The following is a 17,738-nucleotide window of genomic DNA, read 5'->3' as shown; positions in this document are numbered from 1 at the left end:
TCGCTTGCGGTTACGCACTGGAAAATCAGCTTGAAATAAAGCCTGAGGGGCTCAGGTCGCCTTGATCGCTGCCTTGCCGATCTTGCGCCATCGGGCGTTTTCGCGAACCAGTTTCAGGTCGTCGGTCGTCTGGGCAAATGTCCGCAATCGATACTGCCGAAGCAGGTCCGGGAAGAGCGCCCCTTCCGGCAAGCCTGCGAGCTGCTCACGGACCGAGGTCTTTTCATCGATGACCCGCATCCCCCAGGCATTTTCCCGAACCTGCAGCTCCGCTGCCAGATCGCGCTCTTCCGGCACGTTTTCATCTAGCACAGCCAACAGGATCGAGTGGAAAAGCGCTACATAGCCAATCTGTCTCAGGCCGCCCACTACCCGCACCCGCGGCAATATTGCAAGGACGAGGAACATCAGGAACAGGTTCGGCAGCAGCACGCCGTCCAGCAGCGCCTGCCTCAGCTGCACCCGCTCGAACGGGATGGAAAGACCTTGCGGCCTGTCAGGCTCGATCAGGTGCCCGTCCTTCAGCACGAGCTTGCGTACGCGCTGCTCGCGGATACCCCAGAAATAGTCCGTGGCATTGGGCAGGAATCTGCCGAATGGTCCCGATGCGGCCTCTTGCAGGGCATGTTCGAGACGCTGGCGTCTTGCGGGCTCGATGAGTAGCCTGGAAAGAAGGCTGCCGTCATGTTCCAGATGCCGCGCCATGGCAGAAGCGGCGAGCCGGTCATCGATGAAAACCGGCCGGGCCATGCCGGAACGATCCCAATCTGCGACCAGATCCTCGTTGAGCGCTGTCAGCGCATCGGCGGCGGTTCCGAACACCTTGTCCTGGCTGGCAAGCAGCGTACCAAGCCAGCGGCTGGCATCGGTTTCATCGCCCACCGCTTCGAGCGCGCGCTTGTTGAGGGAAACGGGACCCGCCGCGCAGGCGCTTTTGCGGCACAGTTTGTGGCGGCCCATGCCAAACAGGTTGACCTTGTCGTCGCCGACATCGAGCCATCCAGGCCCCTCCCGGCCAATTGTCTCCATGGTCATCGTCGTTCCCATGAAAGCAACGAAGGCCGACAGCCCGTTTTCGATCGCGCCGAACCAGGCAAGCAGGAGGGCGTCAAAGGTGATCCGGTCCATCAGAAGCAGGCAATGCAGGCCGGACTGGATCACCGGTCTGTGCTCGAACTCTTCGAGAGCCTTGCCGATCTCCTCAGGCTGGATGACGACACTGAGGCGCTGCTGCAGGACTTCGCGCAGGATCGAGCGGGCAGTGATCGCCGGGCCCGATGCAGGCCTTGCCACGGGCCGCCACAGATGGCGGGCGTAATCGGAAACCGGTGCATTCCAGTTCTGCTCGATGTCACGCACGACTTCCGGGCAGAGCAGCGACAGCACCGCCAGAATTTCCGCCGGAGGCGCAGGGGTTGGATCAAAGACGGCGGTCATTGGCCCCGTCTAGCCGCTTGCGGTGAAAACGCCAAGGGAGACCAGACAGCCAAAACCATGCAGCCGATCTTAGAATCGCAGCCGGGCCATGCTGAGGAGGTCATGGTACTGCCCGTCGGTGAAACCGGCCTTCACATGCCGACCTTCGACCTCGAAGCCGTGGCCAGAGTAGAGACGGATGGCCGGTTCGTTGTCGGCATAGACGGTCAATTCGACCCGTTTCAGGGCCCGCCAGTTGTCGGCCACGTCGAGTAGCGCGCCAAGTATGGCAGAGCCGATGCCCTTGCCGACAAGGGCATCGTCGACGCCGATGTTGATCTGGCCGATATGCGAACGGCGCGGCGAACCCTGCACCACCAAGTTGCCATGGCCGACGACCTTGCCGTCCAACTCCGCAACGATCCAGGTGGTTTCCTGACCGGACTTGGCGATGCGCCGCTCCACCTGCTCCACCCGCTCGAAGGGCATCCTGAACGTGCCCCAGCGAAAGCCCGGCATGTTGAAGATCGCGCAAAGCGCCTCCGCATCGCTTGGCCGGACGGGTCGGAGCTGCGGCTGGATTTTCTCGGAGGATGGCGAAGTCGTGCTGCTCATGGCGTTCCTGGCTAGAGCAATTCCAGGAAAAGTGTAAAGCGGTTTTCCGCCTGGAATTGCGTCAGAACAAAGAGATAGAGCAGTTCGCCGTTTCCTTTGAAACGGTGAAATGCTCCAAGGCAATCGGCACGGCACGATGCACCGGACACGACCTGAAAATCCAGCCGTCTTCGCAACCTATGACGCCGATTGCGAGTCAAAATATCGCGAGGCGGCGTAGAGTTTGAAGGCGCCGCTGATGCCGATCCAGGCGAAAAGAGCGAGCCAGCACAATGTGCCGGTCGCCGTCCAGTCGATCCGGTGCACCGCAGCGTCGGTGATGACGAGGCCAAGGATGGCAAGCAGGCCAACGAGAAACTGCGCCAAGCCTAGCACCAGCAGTTCCTCGCGCGGCGCGCTCCTCCAGACGAGACATGTGCCGCCCGCGCCGGCGAGGAAGATGGCGCTGTAGACTTGAGCATGGAAGGCATCGACCGGCCATGGCCAGATGCTGCTGAATGTCAGGGGAAACAGCAACAGGCCGAGGCCATAGAGCCCGAGGATCGCCGATTCCACAGGCAGGTAGCGGCGCCATGCGGGATTCAAGGTCACCCCTTTTGCAGGGGGACGGGTCCTGGCCCGCCACAGGAACAGCCCGGATACCGCGACCGAGGCAAGATAGATCAAGAACCAGAGCCAGGGCGCTTTGCGCTCGAAGTTGAAATAGCCGAGATTGATGAACGAAGCCGCCGACACGATGACGGTGAAGATGAAGGCCATGACCAATACGAGCCTGCCGGGCGACCATCGATTCCACAACAGCAGCGCCGCCATCACGACCATTTCGGAGGTGTAGAAGCCGCCGAGGAAGCGGGCATTGAACGGCGTGACGGCCCAGGGCCAGCGCGGCTTGACCAGCACAGGCGCGAAAAACAGGCCGGCGCCGACGATCAGGACGATAATGACCATCGCGGAGAACAGGCGCAGGCCCGCGGGAAACGGCGGGTTGTCGGATGTCGGCATGGGAGAGCCCCAAAGATGAATGCCCATGGACCATCATAGTGCCGCATGCGGCCGGTGAAAATCGGCCGAATGAAGATTGGACTGTCGCTTGTCTATTCGAATGGCCGTACTGTACGTTTCGACGTAAAAGGGAGCAGTCGGACCAAAGACGGTCCGGCCAACACGCCTCGGGTTGCATTTTCCGGAGCCTGCACGATGAACGAAGCTCAGGATCTGTTCTCGCTTCTGCGGCAATCTACCGATGTCGACCCACTGGCAATCGACGCGATCAAGCGAACCATCGCGGAGGGCAAGGACCGCGAACTTTGCCGCATCAACGCGCCAGCCTTCGCCAGCAAGCATGGCCTGGACGAGGAGCGCACCATCAGCGCCTTTCTGCATGCGGCGCGGGTGGGAATCTTCGATGTTTCCTGGAATGTCCTGTGCCCCGGCTGCGGCGGCGTGCTCGACACCAACGCCACGCTGAAAACCCTGCAGAAGGACGAATACACCTGCGCGCTGTGCTCTCAGGGCTATTCGCCGACCCTCGACGAGATGGTCGAGGTGACATTTACCGTCAGTCCCCGCATACGCAGGATTGCCGCCCATAATCCACACGACCTGCCGATGGTGGAATATTTCCGCCAGATCTACTGGGCGTCCGGCGTCGATGTACCGGATGAGGATTTCGCGAAAAAGCTGGAATCGTTCTCGCTGGAGGATATCGAGCTTGCGCCCGGTGAGAAGGCGGTTCTGCCCATACAGCTTCCCTCCGAATTCATCATCGTCTTCGAGCCGGTCACCCATTCAGCGCAATTCATCGACGTGAAGGGCGAACCAACAAAGGAGCGCCGAAGCCTCTCTCTGGTCTTCGACCGCGACCATGTCCAGAACCAGACACTGGAGATGCAGCCTGGGCCGTTGCGCATTTCGCTGGAAAACCGGACCGACACCCGCGTGCTGCCGGCGGTCTTCATCGCCGGCGAGGCATTGCATGATTTCCTGGGCAAGCGTCGGCCATTCCTCACCGCCAAGCGCCTGCTCACCAACCAGACGTTCCGCGATCTCTACCGCGCGGATACGCTCGACATCGACCAGCGCCTGAAGATCACCAGCCTGACCTTCCTGTTCACCGACCTGCGCGGATCGACCGCGCTTTACGAGCGGGTGGGCGACCTTGCGGCCTTCGATCTCGTGCGCGCGCATTTCCAGGTTCTGCACGAGATCGTCGCGGCGGAGGCCGGCGCGGTGGTGAAGACGATCGGTGATGCGGTGATGGCAACCTTCGCGACGCCTGACCGAGCGATTGCCGCGGCCCTCAGGATGCGCGATGCCATGCGTGAGCTCAACGACACGAGCGGGCGCGAGGATCTGCTGCTCAAGATCGGCGTCCATGCCGGCCCCTGCATCGCCGTGTCTTTGAACGAGCGACAGGACTATTTCGGCCAGACGGTCAACATTGCTTCACGGGTGCAGAACCTTGCAAACACACAGGCGATCTTCGCCACTCGCGCGGTGGTCGACGACAATCTCACCGCCGATCTGTTGCACAGGAACGCCCTCACACCCGTACCCCACGAGGTCTCGCTGCGCGGCATTGAGCGAGAGATAGCAGTGTACACGATCCCTTGAAGACGAGAGCAATTCCAGGAAAGGCGTGAGCGGTTAGGCTCGGCGACTTCGCCGTAGCCTTCCGTCCGGAATTTGCGTCAAAACAAAGAGATAGAGCGGTTCGCCGTTCCTTTGAAACGGTGAAACGCTCTTAGATCGTCCCGGCCCTCACACGCGCCTACAGATATAATAGCGATCGGCGGGCACCGAAGGTGGCGGCGCGAGGCGCTCCAATTGCGGGTGATCGAGCGGCGTGCCGCTGACCGCGATGCCGCCGACGCGGAGCAGGCGCGCGATCAGATCGGGAAGCCAGGTAGCGGTCACTGCATCGCGATCTTCATAGCCGGTGCCGATGTCGGCATGAACGAGAGCGGCGTCGATGCCGATGAACCTGCTCGCCGTCTCGCGTATTTCGCCGAGCACGAGGTTTTCAGCCTCGGGAATTGAGCTGGCGTGCGCGGCCAGTGCGCGATCGAACGCCACGATCCGGCGTCCGGGCAGGCGCTCGCGCAGATGGTGGAACGTCCGGCCATTGCCGAGGCCGAGCTCGAGCACGGGGCCCTCGATCTTCGCCACTTCCGCGCAGACTTGATCGAGAATGTCGCGTTGTGCGGTCAGCCTGCGGATGAAGCTCTCGAGGCGAGACATATGCGTTTTTGTGTCCTGAACCAGCTCAAGAGATCGGCAATTGCCAGCGAACAGATCGGTTCGCGGGTGGAACCCCCGATCGAGCCTCGCCGCATATAGAGGCCAACGATCAGCACCGCAACAACCGAACAGGCTGCCAACAAGGATCTTACCGGGCGGAGCCGGCGGCCCGGCGCGCCGCGGAACAGCAATGTCACTTGTAGGGGTCTGCGGCGTCGCGCAAGCCGTCGCCGAGGAAGTTGAAGGCCAGGATGACGAGAATGACGGGGAGCATCGGCAAAAGCAGCCATGGATAGAACGCGATCACGCTGACGCTGCGCGCCTCGGTGAGCAGGATGCCCCAACTGGTTATCGGCGCCCTGAGGCCGAGCCCGAGGAAGCTAAGCGCCGTCTCGCCCAGGATCATACCGGGTATGGAGATCGTCGCCGTCGCGATCAGGTGCGACATGAAGCCGGGAATGAGGTGCCGCCGGATGATGCGGCTGCTGCTGGCGCCCATCAATTGCGCGGCCAGTACATAATCCTCCTCGCGCAAGGCCAGAAGCTTCGAGCGCACCGCCCGCGCCAGTCCGGTCCAGTCGAGCAGCCCGAGGATGACCGTGATGCCGAAATAGATCAGGATCGGACTCCAGGTTATCGGCATGATCGCCGCCAGAGCCAGCCATAGCGGGATGCTGGGGATCGATTGCAGAACTTCGATTATCCGTTGAACGATCAGGTCGAAGATGCCGCCGTGATAGCCGGCCAATCCTCCGATGACTATGCCGAGCAGGAAGCTGAAACTGATGCCGACGAGGCCGATCGTCATTGAAATGCGTGCGCCATAGATGATGCGCGAGAACACATCGCGCCCCAGCCTGTCAGTGCCGGCCAGGAAGAGCTGGCCGTTTTCGGCAGGGCAGACAAAATGCCTGTCACCTTCGAACAGGCCCCAGAACCGGTAACTGTCGCCCTTGCAGAAGAAGCGAATACGCTGAACATCGTCCTGCTTATCGACGTAGTTCCGCTTGAGCGTGTCCATATCCAGCGTCATCCGGCGGCCATAGACGAACGGCCCGACGAACTGGCCGTCGTGGAACAGGTGAACCCGCTGCGGCGGCGAATAGATGTAGTCCATGTTGCGCGTATGGAGATTGTAGGGCGCCAGGAACTCGCAGATCAGTATCCCGAAATAGAGCACTGCCAGGAACAGGCCGGATACAAGGGCAAGCCGGTGCCGTCGGAATTTCCACCACATCAGCCGCAACTGCGACGCCTGAAAGACCTTCGACTGCTCCGGCGTCATCGCCTCGACCGACTGCAGGTCGAAGGGCGCGATGGAAACGTAGTGTTGCAGTGGGGCACCCGGAGCTGGCAGCGGCGTTTGCGTGTTCATTTGGTGCTGCCGCCCTGCAAACGAATTCGTGGATCAAGCAGCGCAAGCGCCAGGTCGGAAATCAGGACGCCGATGACCGTGAGGAAGGCGAGGAACATCAGGAACGACCCTGCCAGATACATGTCCTGGCTTTGCAGCGCCTTGATCAGCATCGGCCCGGTCGTTTCCAAAGACAGCACGATCGCGGTAATTTCGGCGCCGGAGATGATGGCCGGCAGGATAGAGCCGATGTCTGAAATGAAGAAATTGAGCGCCATGCGCAGCGGATATTTGATCAGCGCCTTGAAGGGATGAAGGCCTTTGGCGCGCGCGGTCACGACATATTGCTTGTGAAGCTCATCGAGCAGATTGGCGCGCAGCCGCCGGATCATGCTTGCCGTGCCCCCGGTGCCGATGATCAAGACCGGGATCCAGAGATGGGCGAGGATAGACTTCGCCTTGGCCCAACTCATCGGCTCGCTGAGATATTGCTGGTCCATGAGATGGCCGATGGACGTGCCGAACCAGATGTTGGCGAAATACATCAGGATCAGTGCCAGCATGAAATTCGGGATGGCAAGGCCGAGAAGGCCGAAGAAAGTCAGGCCGTAATCGCCCCAGCTATATTGATGCGTGGCGGAGTAAATGCCGATCGGAAAGGCGATGAGCCAGGTGAAGATGATCGTGACGAAGGACACCAACACGGTCAGCCACATTCGGTCCCCGACGACGTCGCGAACCGGCAGCTCATATTCGAAGGAATAGCCGAAATCGCCGTGCAGCATCCCGCCGACCCAGTAGAAATAGCGAATGACCGGCGGCTTGTCGAAACCATAGTCCTTCCGCATCATCTCGATGCGATCGGAATCCACCGCTTCGCCCTGAGCCCGAAGCTCGGCGACATAGCTGTCGAAATAGTCGCCTGGGGGAAGTTCGATGATCGTGAACACAAGCGCCGATATGATCAGCAGCGTTGGAACCATCACGGCAATGCGCCAGACAATGTATCGAAGCACGCTCAGGACTCTCCAAGCCAGAATGTATCCGGCATGTAGACACCGAAGTAGGAGGTCGGGTCGTAGCCGTAGAGCGCCTTGTCAGGCAGATTGCGCAGCCGCGAGGACGCCAGAATTGGCTGATGCGTTCCGTTCACCGTGCCGATCGAAAACACCTGATCGGTGTAGATCGACAGCATCGAATTCCAGATTTCGGCTCGCTCCGTGGCTTCGGTCGATGCGTTCCAGCGCTTGAGCAAAGCCATCAGCTCGACCACAGGCGGAAGGTCGGGCGCCTCACCCAGCGTGCCGTGAGACAAGTAGTGGGCACCCCAGAGCGGCCATTGCAGCTGGTCGTCGATGGTGGGGGCCAGCTGGTAGGGGTTCATGTCGGCGGTCGGCACGCCATTGTCGATGCCCGACCAGATCGACATCATGATCTGGCCGCCAAGCGCGCGGCTGCGGAAGATGTCGCGCTGTGAGGTCCGGATGAACAGGGCGATGCCGATCTGGCGCCAGTGATCGGTGATGAGTTCGAGCGCGTCGGTTTCCAGCGTGCTTTCGCCGGCCGTTTCCACGATGATCTGCGCCGGGCGTCCATCGGGAAGTACCCGCAGGCCGTCATCGTCACGCGCCTGAAGCCCGGCCTCGTCGAGCAGGGCATTGGCCCGGTCGGGATCATGGGCGATCCAGGCTTTCGCGAATTCCGGCCGGTAGAGCGGGCTCTCCGGCAGGATCGTATCGGCACTCTCCTGCGCCAATCCGTAGAACACGGCCATATTGATCTCGCGCCTGTCGACAGCGAGCGAAAGCGCGCGGCGCACGCGCACGTCACGAAGAAGGCCGCGCCACACCTGGTCGGCACAGTTCAGATTGGGCAGCAACGCCAGCCGCGAGCCCTGTGTGCGTTTCCACAGACGCATCTTCACCGGGTAACGCTTCTCCGCGTCCTTCAGGAACGCGTAGTCGGCGAAGTCAATTCCCATGCATTGCAGGTCGCTCTCGCCCGCGCCGGTCTTGGCGGAAATGATCGCCGACGAGCTGACATTCATGACAATCCGGTCGACATAGGGCAGTTGCCGGCCATTCTCATCTATTCGATGAAAGAACGGGTTCCGTTCGAAGACGAACTGCTCGGCCGGCGGCTTGGTTCGGTTCTGCCAGGGATCGAGGGTCGGCAGATCCGGGTTCTCCGGGCGATACTGCCGCGACATGCGGATATGCAGGAGCGTCCATTTCTGGGCCCGGTTCTCCTTCATCAGGCCGGCGAGCCGGAATGGATCCTGGTATTTCTTGTGGAACTGCTTGAGATAGGTGGCCGGCAGAACAAGCGACAGCGGCGAAGCCGCAGCGAGCTTAGGCAGGAAGTCGGGATTGGGGGCATCCCAACTGTAGCGGACCGTCAACGGGTCGACGATCTCGAAGCGTGGCGGCTTGCCGTCCGCCAGCAGCACCGGGGCGAGCCCGCCTTGCGAAAGCTCATCGTTGAGCCAGACATCTTCCCAGCAATAGCGAAAATCCTCCGGCGTCAGCAGGCTGCCGTCAGACCATTTGTGTCCTTCCCGTATCTTGAAAGTGAAGACGCGATCATCCGCCACGTCGAAACTTTCGAGAATATCGGCTTGCAAGTTAAGCTTCTCGTCATAGCCGACCAGGCGAGCGTATCCGTAGATGGTCATCATCCGGATATCTTTTTGGCTGCCGATGATCGTACGCAGCGTGCCGCCATACTGGCCGGGCTGCCGGCCCATCGCAGCGAGATTCAACGCGCGCGGGCGCTTGGGCAGGCGTTCGGCGAGTGCCGGCAGCGACCTGGCCTTCAGCCGTGGCTGAAGAAAATCCGGCTCCAGATCGCCGGCGCGCACCGTGCCCGGCAGAATTGCCGAAGCCATGAGCCCAAGGACTGTGCGCCGGCTGATCAATGGCGTAGCTCGCTGACATCGGCCGAACGTCGGGCCAGCACGAGGTGGCCGCCGCCAAGATCGAGCGGCGACAGCATATTCTCGTCGCCCTCGTCGCGGAATTGCGGTCCCCATGCGCTGGTGTCGGAAGCGCCGCTGAGCTTCAGCGTCCTGAAATCCATCGGCCTATCGAGATCGGGAAAAGGCACCGCGGCGACCAGTGAGCGCGTGTAAGGGTGGATCGGCTTCCTGAGCAGGATTTCGCGCGGCGCAAGCTCGACAATACGCCCGCCGCACATCACCGCGATGCGGTCTGCCATGTAGTCCACCACCGCGAGGTTGTGGGATATGAACAGGTAGGTCAGGCCCAGTTCCTTCTGCAGGTCCTTCAGAAGGTTCAGGATCTGCGCCTGGACAGAGACGTCGAGCGCCGAAACCGGCTCGTCGCAGATCAGGAGTTCAGGCCCCAGCGCCAAGGCCCGCGCGATGCCGATACGCTGACGCTGCCCGCCGGAGAAACTGTGCGGATAACGCTTGATGAAGCGCGGATCGAGCCCGATCGCCTGCATCAGGCTCTTGACCGTTGCGAGGCGGGACGCGGCATTGCCACGTTGATGGATCTCCAGCGGCTCGCTCAAGATGTTCTCCACCGTCATGCGAGGTGAGAGCGACGAAACCGGATCCTGGAAAACCATCTGGATTTTCGCGCGCAGCAGGCGCAGCGCGTCTCCCTCGCCTCCCAAGACGTCGATCGGTCCATCGCGGCCATTGAAGATCACAGAGCCGCCGCTGGGGGTGACGGCCCGCATGAGGATCTTGCTGACAGTGGTTTTGCCGGAGCCGCTTTCGCCGACCAGACCCAGGCACTCACCCCGCCTGATATCGAAGCTCACGCCGTCCACGGCGCGAATGGAGGTTTGATGATCCCCGCCGAACCATCCGGATTTGCGGATGGTGAAGGTCTTCGTCAGATCCCTGACCGACAGCAGGATGTCGTCCGGCCCCTTGGACGCCGGCGCCGTCTGCTTGCCGAGCAGGTTCCCGACATTCACCGGCACCTCGCGCAGCGCCTTCAGCCTTTCGCCGGGCTTCAGGTCGAAATGCGGAACGGCAGCCATCAGGCCCTTCAGGTAGGGGTGGCCCGGCCGGCGGAATATCGCCTCGACAGGTCCCGCTTCCATGATCTCGCCATGGTACATGACCACCACCTCGTCGGCGACATTGGCGACCACGCCAAGGTCGTGCGTGATCAGCAGCATCGCCATGTTCAGCTTGCTCTGAAGCTCGCGCAGCAATTGCAGGATTTGCGCCTGGATGGTGACGTCCAACGCCGTCGTCGGCTCGTCGGCGATCAACAGAGCGGGCCGGCAGACAAGCGCCATGGCGATCATGGCGCGCTGACGCAGTCCTCCCGAAAGTTCGAACGGATACATGTCATAGGCGCGCTTGGGATTGGGAAAGCCGACAAGGCTGAGCATTTCCTCGGTCCGCGCCTTGCGCTCCGCCCGAGCGATGGGCGTATGAATCTGCAGGGATTCGCTGACCTGGTTGCCGATCGTGTGCAACGGCGACAGCGATGTCATCGGCTCCTGAAATATCTTGCCGATGCGGCTGCCTCTCAACGCCCGGATTTCAGGTCCGTCGCGCGACATCTGCAGGATATCCTGCGTCGTGCCGGGCTTTTCAGGATCGGAAAACAGGATGCGGCCACGAACATGGGCTGTGTTCGGCAAAATGCCCATCACCGCCTGGCTGAGAACCGATTTTCCGGAACCCGACTCGCCCACAAGCGCGGTAACCTTGCCCGGCAGGACGCGAAGGTTTGCGCGCCTGACGGCATGCAACGGCCCGCCGATAATGGCAAAAGAGATGCCAACATCCTCGATCCGCAGCAGGTCAACACCTGAATTCATTCTTAAACCAGCCCCACTCTGGCAACTTCCAGAAAGCGAGACTAGCGTATTGCCAGCCTAGAGCAACTTGGATTCGAAGCGGTCGCCAGCGGCGGCGCCGGCGACCGGACCGCCTGGCAAGGGCGTTCGGGTTGGTTCGTGGCGCTTACTGGAGCTTGCTCGGGTCGCCCGCCGACAGCCGGGCGGCATCGCGATGCAGCAGCATGACCTGCTCGGCCTCCGATTTTCGATCGTGAATCGTCTCCATCGCACCGTCTTCATCGAGCGCGAGCGCACCCGACAGATCGGGTGAAAGCACCGTCAGCTTCTGCTTGATGCCGGTCAGCTCCTCATGGCCCAGCGTCAGCCAGCTGTTTGCGCCGCAATAGCTGGCGAAGTCCTTGCTGGCGAGAACGCTGTGCGGATATTTCTTGGTCAGGATCTGGAGGCGCTGGACCTCGTTTACAGCCGAGCCGAAGACAGAGAATGTGAGCCGGTCGGTAAGCCCGACATTGCCGAACATCACATTGCCGACATGCAGGCCGATGCCAAATTTTATGTCGGACAACCCCTGCTGCTTTCGGCGCAGATTGAGATCCATGACCCGCGCGCTAGCCTGGTGCGCTGCCGCAAGAGCAGCCTGGCAGGCGATCTCGGACTGCGAGCGGTGCCTTTCGCAGGGGTACACGGCAATAAAGCCGTCCCCGATAAAACTCATGATCTGCCCGCCTTTGCGATTGAAAGGCGCGGCAACTGCGTCAAAAAACTGGTTCAGCGTATCGATATAGATTTCGCGGCCCGAGGTTGCGGCAAGCCTTGTCGACCCGCGCATGTCGCCCATGACCAGTGCGGCCCGGATCGTATCACCCTCGCCGCGCCTGATCTGACCGTCAAGCACGCGCCTGCCGGCGTCGCCGCCGAGATAGGTGGTCATCATGTTGTCGGCGAGCTTGGTGAGCACCGCCATCTTGGTTGCGATCGCGAGGTGGCTCTGGATGCGAAGCAGCGCTGAAATCATGCTATCGCTGAAGCCTGCAGTGCCGTCGGTGGACCACGACCCGATCATGCCCTGACTGGTGTCGTCGCTGAAGGGATGGACGAAAGCCATGTAGTCGGTGACGCCCATAAGCGCGAGTTCACCGAAAATCGGAAACTCCGGCGGCAATGACGGGTCGATCCGGCGACGCAGATGGTCGAGCTTGTTGCTGAGCAGATGGTAGTACGGGCTGGTCAGGAATCTGTCGGACGGCTCGCCCGGCTCAACGCGGAAACCTTCCACTTCCATGCCCTGGCCGCGAACCCAGGTGAAGCCAAGCGCATCATAAAGCGGATGCAGCATCGAAAAGCTCAGATGCACCCGCTTCAGCGGCAGGCCGGCAGCAGCCAGCCGCTCGCAAAAGCCTTTTACCAATGTTTCCAGGTCGCTGCCCGCCAGCGCCGATTGGTTCAGCCAATCTGCAACCTTATCCATGAGAATGGTGGAAATTTCTGCCTGCGCTGTGCTCATGCTATCTCGCAACCCGTCGAAGACGGAGCCCTTGTCGTTTGATCCGCCATAAAACAGTCCGCCAACAACCCCAAGGATAATCCCCCGAAGTCAACGAGACCTGCTTCGGCGGCAAAAGCGGCGAAGAATTTCCCTGATGACTGTCCTTGCGGCAGCAGACGTAACTGCATCTATGTTCTGGGCGTTATGTGGCGAAGCTGCCTTCGGAGTGCAACCACGATCCTGACATCGGGCAGAAAATTCGCCGGCTTGGACGCTGTCAGGCCTTCATCACTTTCTCGCGGGCCAGCCCGAGGCGGCCAAAAACATTGCGTGTGTCGACGATCACAAGGGCGTGATCAGCGATCGCCCGATAGTCGATCGCGTCGTGGTCGGTTGCAACGACGACAGCATCGAAATCCTTCAAGGCCGCCTCGGTCAATTCGACCGAGCGGCGCCCCTTGATCGCCATATGCTCCCGCGTGGCCGGAATCTCGGTGACGTGCGGATCGTGGAATTCCGCCTTGCCGCCCCATTCCTCAATAAGCTCAATGAGCCGCAGCGAGGGGCTTTCGCGGATGTCGGGCACATTCTTCTTGTAGGCCAGCCCGATGATGAGAATGCGCGAGCGGCTGAGCGCCTTGCCGCAGCGCCTGTCCAGCGCCTTCGCCAGTTCATCGACCACGCGATGCGGCATGGCCGTGTTGATCTCTGCCGCCAGCTCAATGAAGCGGGTCGGCAGTTCGTATTCGCGCGCCTTCCACGTCAGGTAGAAGGGATCGATCGGAACGCAGTGCCCGCCAAGTCCGGGGCCAGGATAGAAGGGCATGTAGCCGAAGGGCTTGCTCTTTGCCGCCTCGATCACCTCCCAGATATCAATGCCCATCGCGTCGAACACGACCTTCAACTCGTTGACGAGCGCTATGTTGACCGATCGGAAGATGTTTTCCGTCAGCTTGACCGCCTCGGCGGTCGCGGTGGTGGAGACCGGAACGACGGTCTTGACCACGCCCTGGTAGAAAGCCTGCACCAGCCTCGCCGCTTCCATGCCATCGCCTGCCACGACCTTGGGGATCGTCGCGACTTCAAAGCTGCGGTTGCCGGGATCCTCGCGCTCGGGCGAGAAGCCGAGGAAGAAGTCTATCCTCGACTGCAAGCCGGTTTCTTCCAGTATCGGCTTGATCACGTCGTCAGTGGTGCGCCGGGATAGGTGGTCGATTCCAGCACGATCAGCTGGCCGACACGCAGATGCTTCGCAATGGTGCCTGCAGTGTTCCTGACAAAGGAGAGATCCGGCTCACGGTGTTTCGTCAACGGTGTCGGAACGCAGATGATGATGACATCGCAGACGGCCAGTTCGGCAAAATCCTCAGTGGCGCGGAACCGTCCGCCCGCCACCTGGTCGGCAAGGGCAGTCGACGTCACTGCCTCGATGTAGGATTGGCCGTTGTTCAGGCTCTCGACCTTCTGGGCTTCGATATCGAAGCCGAAAACCGGAAAGCCGGCGCGTGCGATCGCAACCGCCAGCGGCAACCCGACATAGCCCAGTCCGATCACGCCGACTTGCGCGGCGCGGGTCGAAATCCGGTCTAGAAGACGGTCATATATCGATCGCGAGGCGTCCAAAAAACTGCTTTCCCGTCAATTCGGACAGGCGGTCCGTTCCCGTGGCGAGGCTCACTAGGAACCACGGCCGAGGCATATTGCCCAAGATCGATTTCCGCAACCCCGTCATCGAACCGGCACCTTCGCCTTTAGGCTGGCGGCAGCCATCGCGTAGCCGCCGGCCGCGCCATCGATGAAATGAAGGTGATCGCGCTGCAGCGGCGAGGCGACGAGGCATGTCATCAAGGCCGATTTCTGGCGGTGCAGGCCATAGTTGCAAATGCCCGCATCTTCCGCCTGCTTCAGCCGGTTCTCGATCCGTTGCAACACATCCGCGTCGACGTCGATGGTCATCTTCAAGCCGTCGTCGAACTTGCGGAAATCCGAATTGCTGGCCACGTCACGTTTGTAGACCTTCGGATCGAAACTGCCGATCGTCCAGCCATATCTATCGGTGACGGCCGTGAGCGTCATCAGGAACATGACCCACAGCTTCGTTAGCCAGCGCCGTCCTGCCGGGGCCGTGGCGCGCGCCTCGATATCGAGGCCGGCAGGCAGCAGGCTGTAGTCCGGCCCGTTCACCGGTACCGGGTGGCCATCGCGTTCCTGCCTGCCGGCAAGGGCGATGATGTCGGACGCCAGAAACTGAAAACCGCGCAAATCGCGCGACGCCCCCGGTATGGCTATGATCGAGACGATTTCGCCGTGCCGGGCTTCGATCGGATTCCAGCGGCAGGAGAGGCCGGTCAGATCCGGCCGCGCGCCGGCCGGCGCAGGATCGATGCGGTAGCGTCCCGCTTTCATCTCGGCTTCCGCCCAACTGCCGCCGCCGCCGGCGAACATGGCATAGAAGACCGCTTCGGAGGCTTGAAACCTCGCCACGCGAACGTCGCGGCCTTGCGCTCTTATATCCTTTATCGGCACGATTGCGGCACGCAAGGTCAGGTCCAGTTCGTCCGCCACCCATCTCTGGACAGCCGCCAGCGCGTTGCGGGTAACCTCCAGCGCCGAGCCGGGAAACGCCACCAGCGCGCCGTCGCCGCCGAAGACAAAGGGAAGGTCTTGCCGGCCAAGCGCGTTGAGCAGCGCCGAAATGACGCTGGCGCCGGCCATGTTGACGGTCTTGTAGCGCCCAGCCTCGATCGCCTTGGTCGAGCCGACGATGTCGGCCGTGGCCAGCGCCCAGCCATCGGGGAGAGGCCGATAGTTGTCTATATCGGCGACGCTTTCGAACTTTGCGAAGACCGGCAGAGAAGCGACAAACGGGTCGGACGCGGCGGCTGTTTCCATGAGCATGAGATAGCACATTTCCACTGCTTGAAGGTGAAGTCGATCGTGCTGCGAAATTGACTTGCGCTGGCTTTGCGATGATAGGGTCCGGAAATGCGAATTGCCTTCTACGCGCCGCTGAAGTCACTCAATCATCCCGTTGCCTCCGGCGACCGCCAGATGGCAAGGGCGCTGGTCAAGGCGCTGGAGCGCGGCGGGCATAGCGTCGAACTGGCTTCCGAATTGCGCTTCTATCTACGCGAACCGGAGTCGAAAAGTTTCGATGCGCTCAAGATCGAGGCCCGAGCGGAAGCGGCGCGGCTGGCAAGGCTTTGGGATCATGACGGCAAACCCGATCTCTGGTTCACCTATCATCCCTATTACAAGGCGCCCGACCCGATCGGGCCAGAGCTGGCATCGGCCTTTGCCGTCCCTTATGTGACAGCGGAAGCCTCCTATTCGAGGCGGCGCAACACCGGTTTGTGGGCCGATGCGCAAGCGTTGGTGGTGCGAGCCGTCGAACAGGCGGCGCTGAACATCTGCTTCACGCAAAGGGATCGTCAGGGACTGGCAGAGGCGATACCCGATGCCGCTCTGGGCATGCTTTCGCCCTTCATCGACACATCGGCATTCCGGGAAACCCCGACACGGGGCTGTCCGACGCGCCTCATTACCGTCGCCATGATGCGCCCGGGCGACAAGCTCGAAAGCTATCGCATGCTGGCGCAAGCGCTCGGCTCGATCGGCCACCTGCCCTGGACCATTTCGGTCGTCGGGGACGGGCCTGCCCGTGAAGAGGTCAAAGCGCAATTCGCGGGCCTGCCCGCCGACCGTATCGAATGGCTTGGCGCGATTGAGCCAACCGCCGTGCCGGATGTCCTCTACGGTGGGGGAATTTACGTCTGGCCGGGTTTCGGCGAAGCCTATGGCATTGCCTATCTTGAAGCACAGGCCGCCGGCCTTCCGGTGGTAGCTCAGGACATCGCCGGCGTGCCGGAGGTCGTGCGGGATGGCCAGACCGGGTTTCTCACCCCGCCGGGCGATGTGGCGGCATTCGCTTCCGCCATTGAAAGGCTCCTGACCCGGAACGACGAAAGAACCATCATGGCCGCGGAAGCCAGACGCTTCACCCTCGAAGAGCGTTCCCTCGGTGCGGCGGCTGCGCGTCTGACCGAACTTCTTGCGAAGATCCCGGTTTCATGACACCCGATCGGATCTGGCAACCCCTGGTGGAAGAACTGGCGCGTCGGCAACGGGTGGGCCGCAAGGCAGAGTTCTGGCTGCGCGACGATGACGCCGTGGATCCGACGCCCGCGCTTGACCGGCTGCTCCGCCTCACCGGTGCATTCGCGGTTCCGGTCGCCCTGGCCGTGATTCCGGCCCGGACTGATGAGAAGCTTGTCGCCCGGCTTGACGAGGCGCCGCATGCCACGGTCGCAATCCATGGCTGGGCGCACCGGAATCATGCGCCAGAGGACCAGAAAAAGCAGGAGCTCGGCCCGCATCGGCCACGCGAGGCGATGCTCGATGATCTGGCGCGCGGGCTGTCGCACGTAACCGGCCTGCACGGCGCACGTGCCGTTCCGATGCTGGTGCCACCCTGGAACAGGATCGACGCCGGCCTGGTTTCCGACCTTGGATCGATAGGATTTGCGGCATTGTCGGTCTACGGGCCGCCGAAGCCGGCTTCGCTGGCGGTCATCAACAGCAATGTCGACATCATGGATTGGCATGGCACGCGCGGTTGCCGCGATCATGGCCTGTTGGTTCAGGCTATCGTCGCGCAACTGCAGCAGGCATTCGATGGCGGCGAACCGGTCGGCCTGCTCACCCACCATCTCGTGCATGATGAATCGGCCTGGCTTTTCCTCGAACGGCTGTTCGCAGTCACCGCACAGGCTGAAGGCTGCGCATGGCTTCCGATCAGGACATTGATCGGGCGCAGCGCCGGCAAAGGAAAATAGC

Annotated in this window: 13 protein-coding genes and 1 pseudogene; 3 read left to right on the top strand and 11 right to left on the bottom strand. The window is 61.6% G+C overall.

Annotation, left to right across the window (positions count from 1 at the left end):
* Nucleotides 1–51 precede the first annotated feature (51 nt).
* The 3 genes from EN786_RS23540 to EN786_RS23530 all read right to left on the bottom strand — a co-directional run bounded on the left by EN786_RS23540 (nucleotide 52) and on the right by EN786_RS23530 (nucleotide 3,033).
* Nucleotides 52–1,386 carry a hypothetical protein gene (locus EN786_RS23540; RefSeq protein ID WP_245478200.1) on the bottom strand — a complete coding sequence of 445 codons (1,335 nt, stop codon included), beginning with the start codon at nucleotides 1,384–1,386 and terminating at the stop codon, nucleotides 52–54.
* Between the two features lie 120 nt (nucleotides 1,387–1,506).
* Complete coding sequence (locus tag EN786_RS23535) at nucleotides 1,507–2,031, bottom strand: GNAT family N-acetyltransferase (RefSeq protein ID WP_127309703.1); 525 nt, start codon at nucleotides 2,029–2,031, stop codon at nucleotides 1,507–1,509.
* Nucleotides 2,032–2,208: 177 nt separating this feature from the next.
* The gene (locus EN786_RS23530; protein ID WP_135908903.1) at nucleotides 2,209–3,033 is read right to left on the bottom strand and encodes a hypothetical protein; all 825 of its coding nucleotides are present in this window, start codon (nucleotides 3,031–3,033) and stop codon (nucleotides 2,209–2,211) included.
* Nucleotides 3,034–3,228: 195 nt separating this feature from the next.
* Between EN786_RS23530 and EN786_RS23525 the strand changes: the two genes are divergently transcribed.
* On the top strand, nucleotides 3,229–4,644 hold the full coding sequence (locus tag EN786_RS23525) for an adenylate/guanylate cyclase domain-containing protein (RefSeq protein ID WP_127310534.1): 1,416 nt from the start codon (nucleotides 3,229–3,231) through the stop codon (nucleotides 4,642–4,644).
* Between the two features lie 147 nt (nucleotides 4,645–4,791).
* Here the strand turns inward: EN786_RS23525 and EN786_RS23520 are convergent, their stop codons facing one another.
* The 8 genes and pseudogenes from EN786_RS23520 to EN786_RS23485 form a co-directional block, all read right to left on the bottom strand.
* Nucleotides 4,792–5,271, bottom strand: a complete 480-nt coding sequence (locus EN786_RS23520; RefSeq protein ID WP_127310535.1) for a class I SAM-dependent methyltransferase — start codon at nucleotides 5,269–5,271, stop codon at nucleotides 4,792–4,794.
* A 193-nt stretch (nucleotides 5,272–5,464) separates the two neighbouring features.
* Nucleotides 5,465–6,646, bottom strand: coding sequence for an ABC transporter permease (locus EN786_RS23515; protein WP_127285078.1), 1,182 nt, complete (start codon nucleotides 6,644–6,646; stop codon nucleotides 5,465–5,467).
* Complete coding sequence (locus EN786_RS23510) at nucleotides 6,643–7,641, bottom strand: ABC transporter permease (protein WP_127285079.1); 999 nt, start codon at nucleotides 7,639–7,641, stop codon at nucleotides 6,643–6,645. The genes EN786_RS23515 and EN786_RS23510 overlap by 4 nt, the downstream gene beginning before the upstream one ends.
* Before the next feature lie 2 nt (nucleotides 7,642–7,643).
* Entirely contained in the window at nucleotides 7,644–9,542 is a 1,899-nt protein-coding gene (locus tag EN786_RS23505; RefSeq protein ID WP_127310536.1) for an ABC transporter substrate-binding protein, read from the bottom strand.
* Nucleotides 9,539–11,434 (bottom strand): ABC transporter ATP-binding protein, encoded by a 1,896-nt coding sequence (locus tag EN786_RS23500; RefSeq protein ID WP_127310537.1) that lies wholly within the window; start codon nucleotides 11,432–11,434, stop codon nucleotides 9,539–9,541. The genes EN786_RS23505 and EN786_RS23500 overlap by 4 nt, the downstream gene beginning before the upstream one ends.
* A gap of 145 nt (nucleotides 11,435–11,579) precedes the next feature.
* On the bottom strand, nucleotides 11,580–12,920 hold the full coding sequence (locus EN786_RS23495; protein WP_127310538.1) for an adenylate/guanylate cyclase domain-containing protein: 1,341 nt from the start codon (nucleotides 12,918–12,920) through the stop codon (nucleotides 11,580–11,582).
* A 259-nt stretch (nucleotides 12,921–13,179) separates the two neighbouring features.
* Nucleotides 13,180–14,525 (bottom strand): annotated as a pseudogene (locus EN786_RS23490) (nucleotide sugar dehydrogenase).
* Between the two features lie 105 nt (nucleotides 14,526–14,630).
* On the bottom strand, nucleotides 14,631–15,794 hold the full coding sequence (locus EN786_RS23485; protein WP_127391584.1) for a DUF3095 domain-containing protein: 1,164 nt from the start codon (nucleotides 15,792–15,794) through the stop codon (nucleotides 14,631–14,633).
* Nucleotides 15,795–15,887: 93 nt separating this feature from the next.
* On the opposite strand from EN786_RS23485, the gene EN786_RS23480 reads away from it, so the two are divergent.
* Complete coding sequence (locus tag EN786_RS23480) at nucleotides 15,888–16,976, top strand: glycosyltransferase family 4 protein (protein ID WP_127309467.1); 1,089 nt, start codon at nucleotides 15,888–15,890, stop codon at nucleotides 16,974–16,976.
* On the top strand, nucleotides 16,973–17,737 hold the full coding sequence (locus EN786_RS23475; RefSeq protein WP_127309466.1) for a polysaccharide deacetylase family protein: 765 nt from the start codon (nucleotides 16,973–16,975) through the stop codon (nucleotides 17,735–17,737). Before EN786_RS23480 ends, EN786_RS23475 begins: the two co-directional genes overlap by 4 nt.
* The last annotated feature ends 1 nt before the right edge of the window (nucleotide 17,738 follow it).

This window comes from Mesorhizobium sp. M4B.F.Ca.ET.143.01.1.1, from assembly GCF_004792275.1.
In the GTDB taxonomy this organism is placed as follows: Bacteria; Pseudomonadota; Alphaproteobacteria; order Rhizobiales; family Rhizobiaceae; genus Mesorhizobium; species Mesorhizobium abyssinicae.
This window is presented reverse-complemented; position numbering and strand designations above follow the sequence as displayed.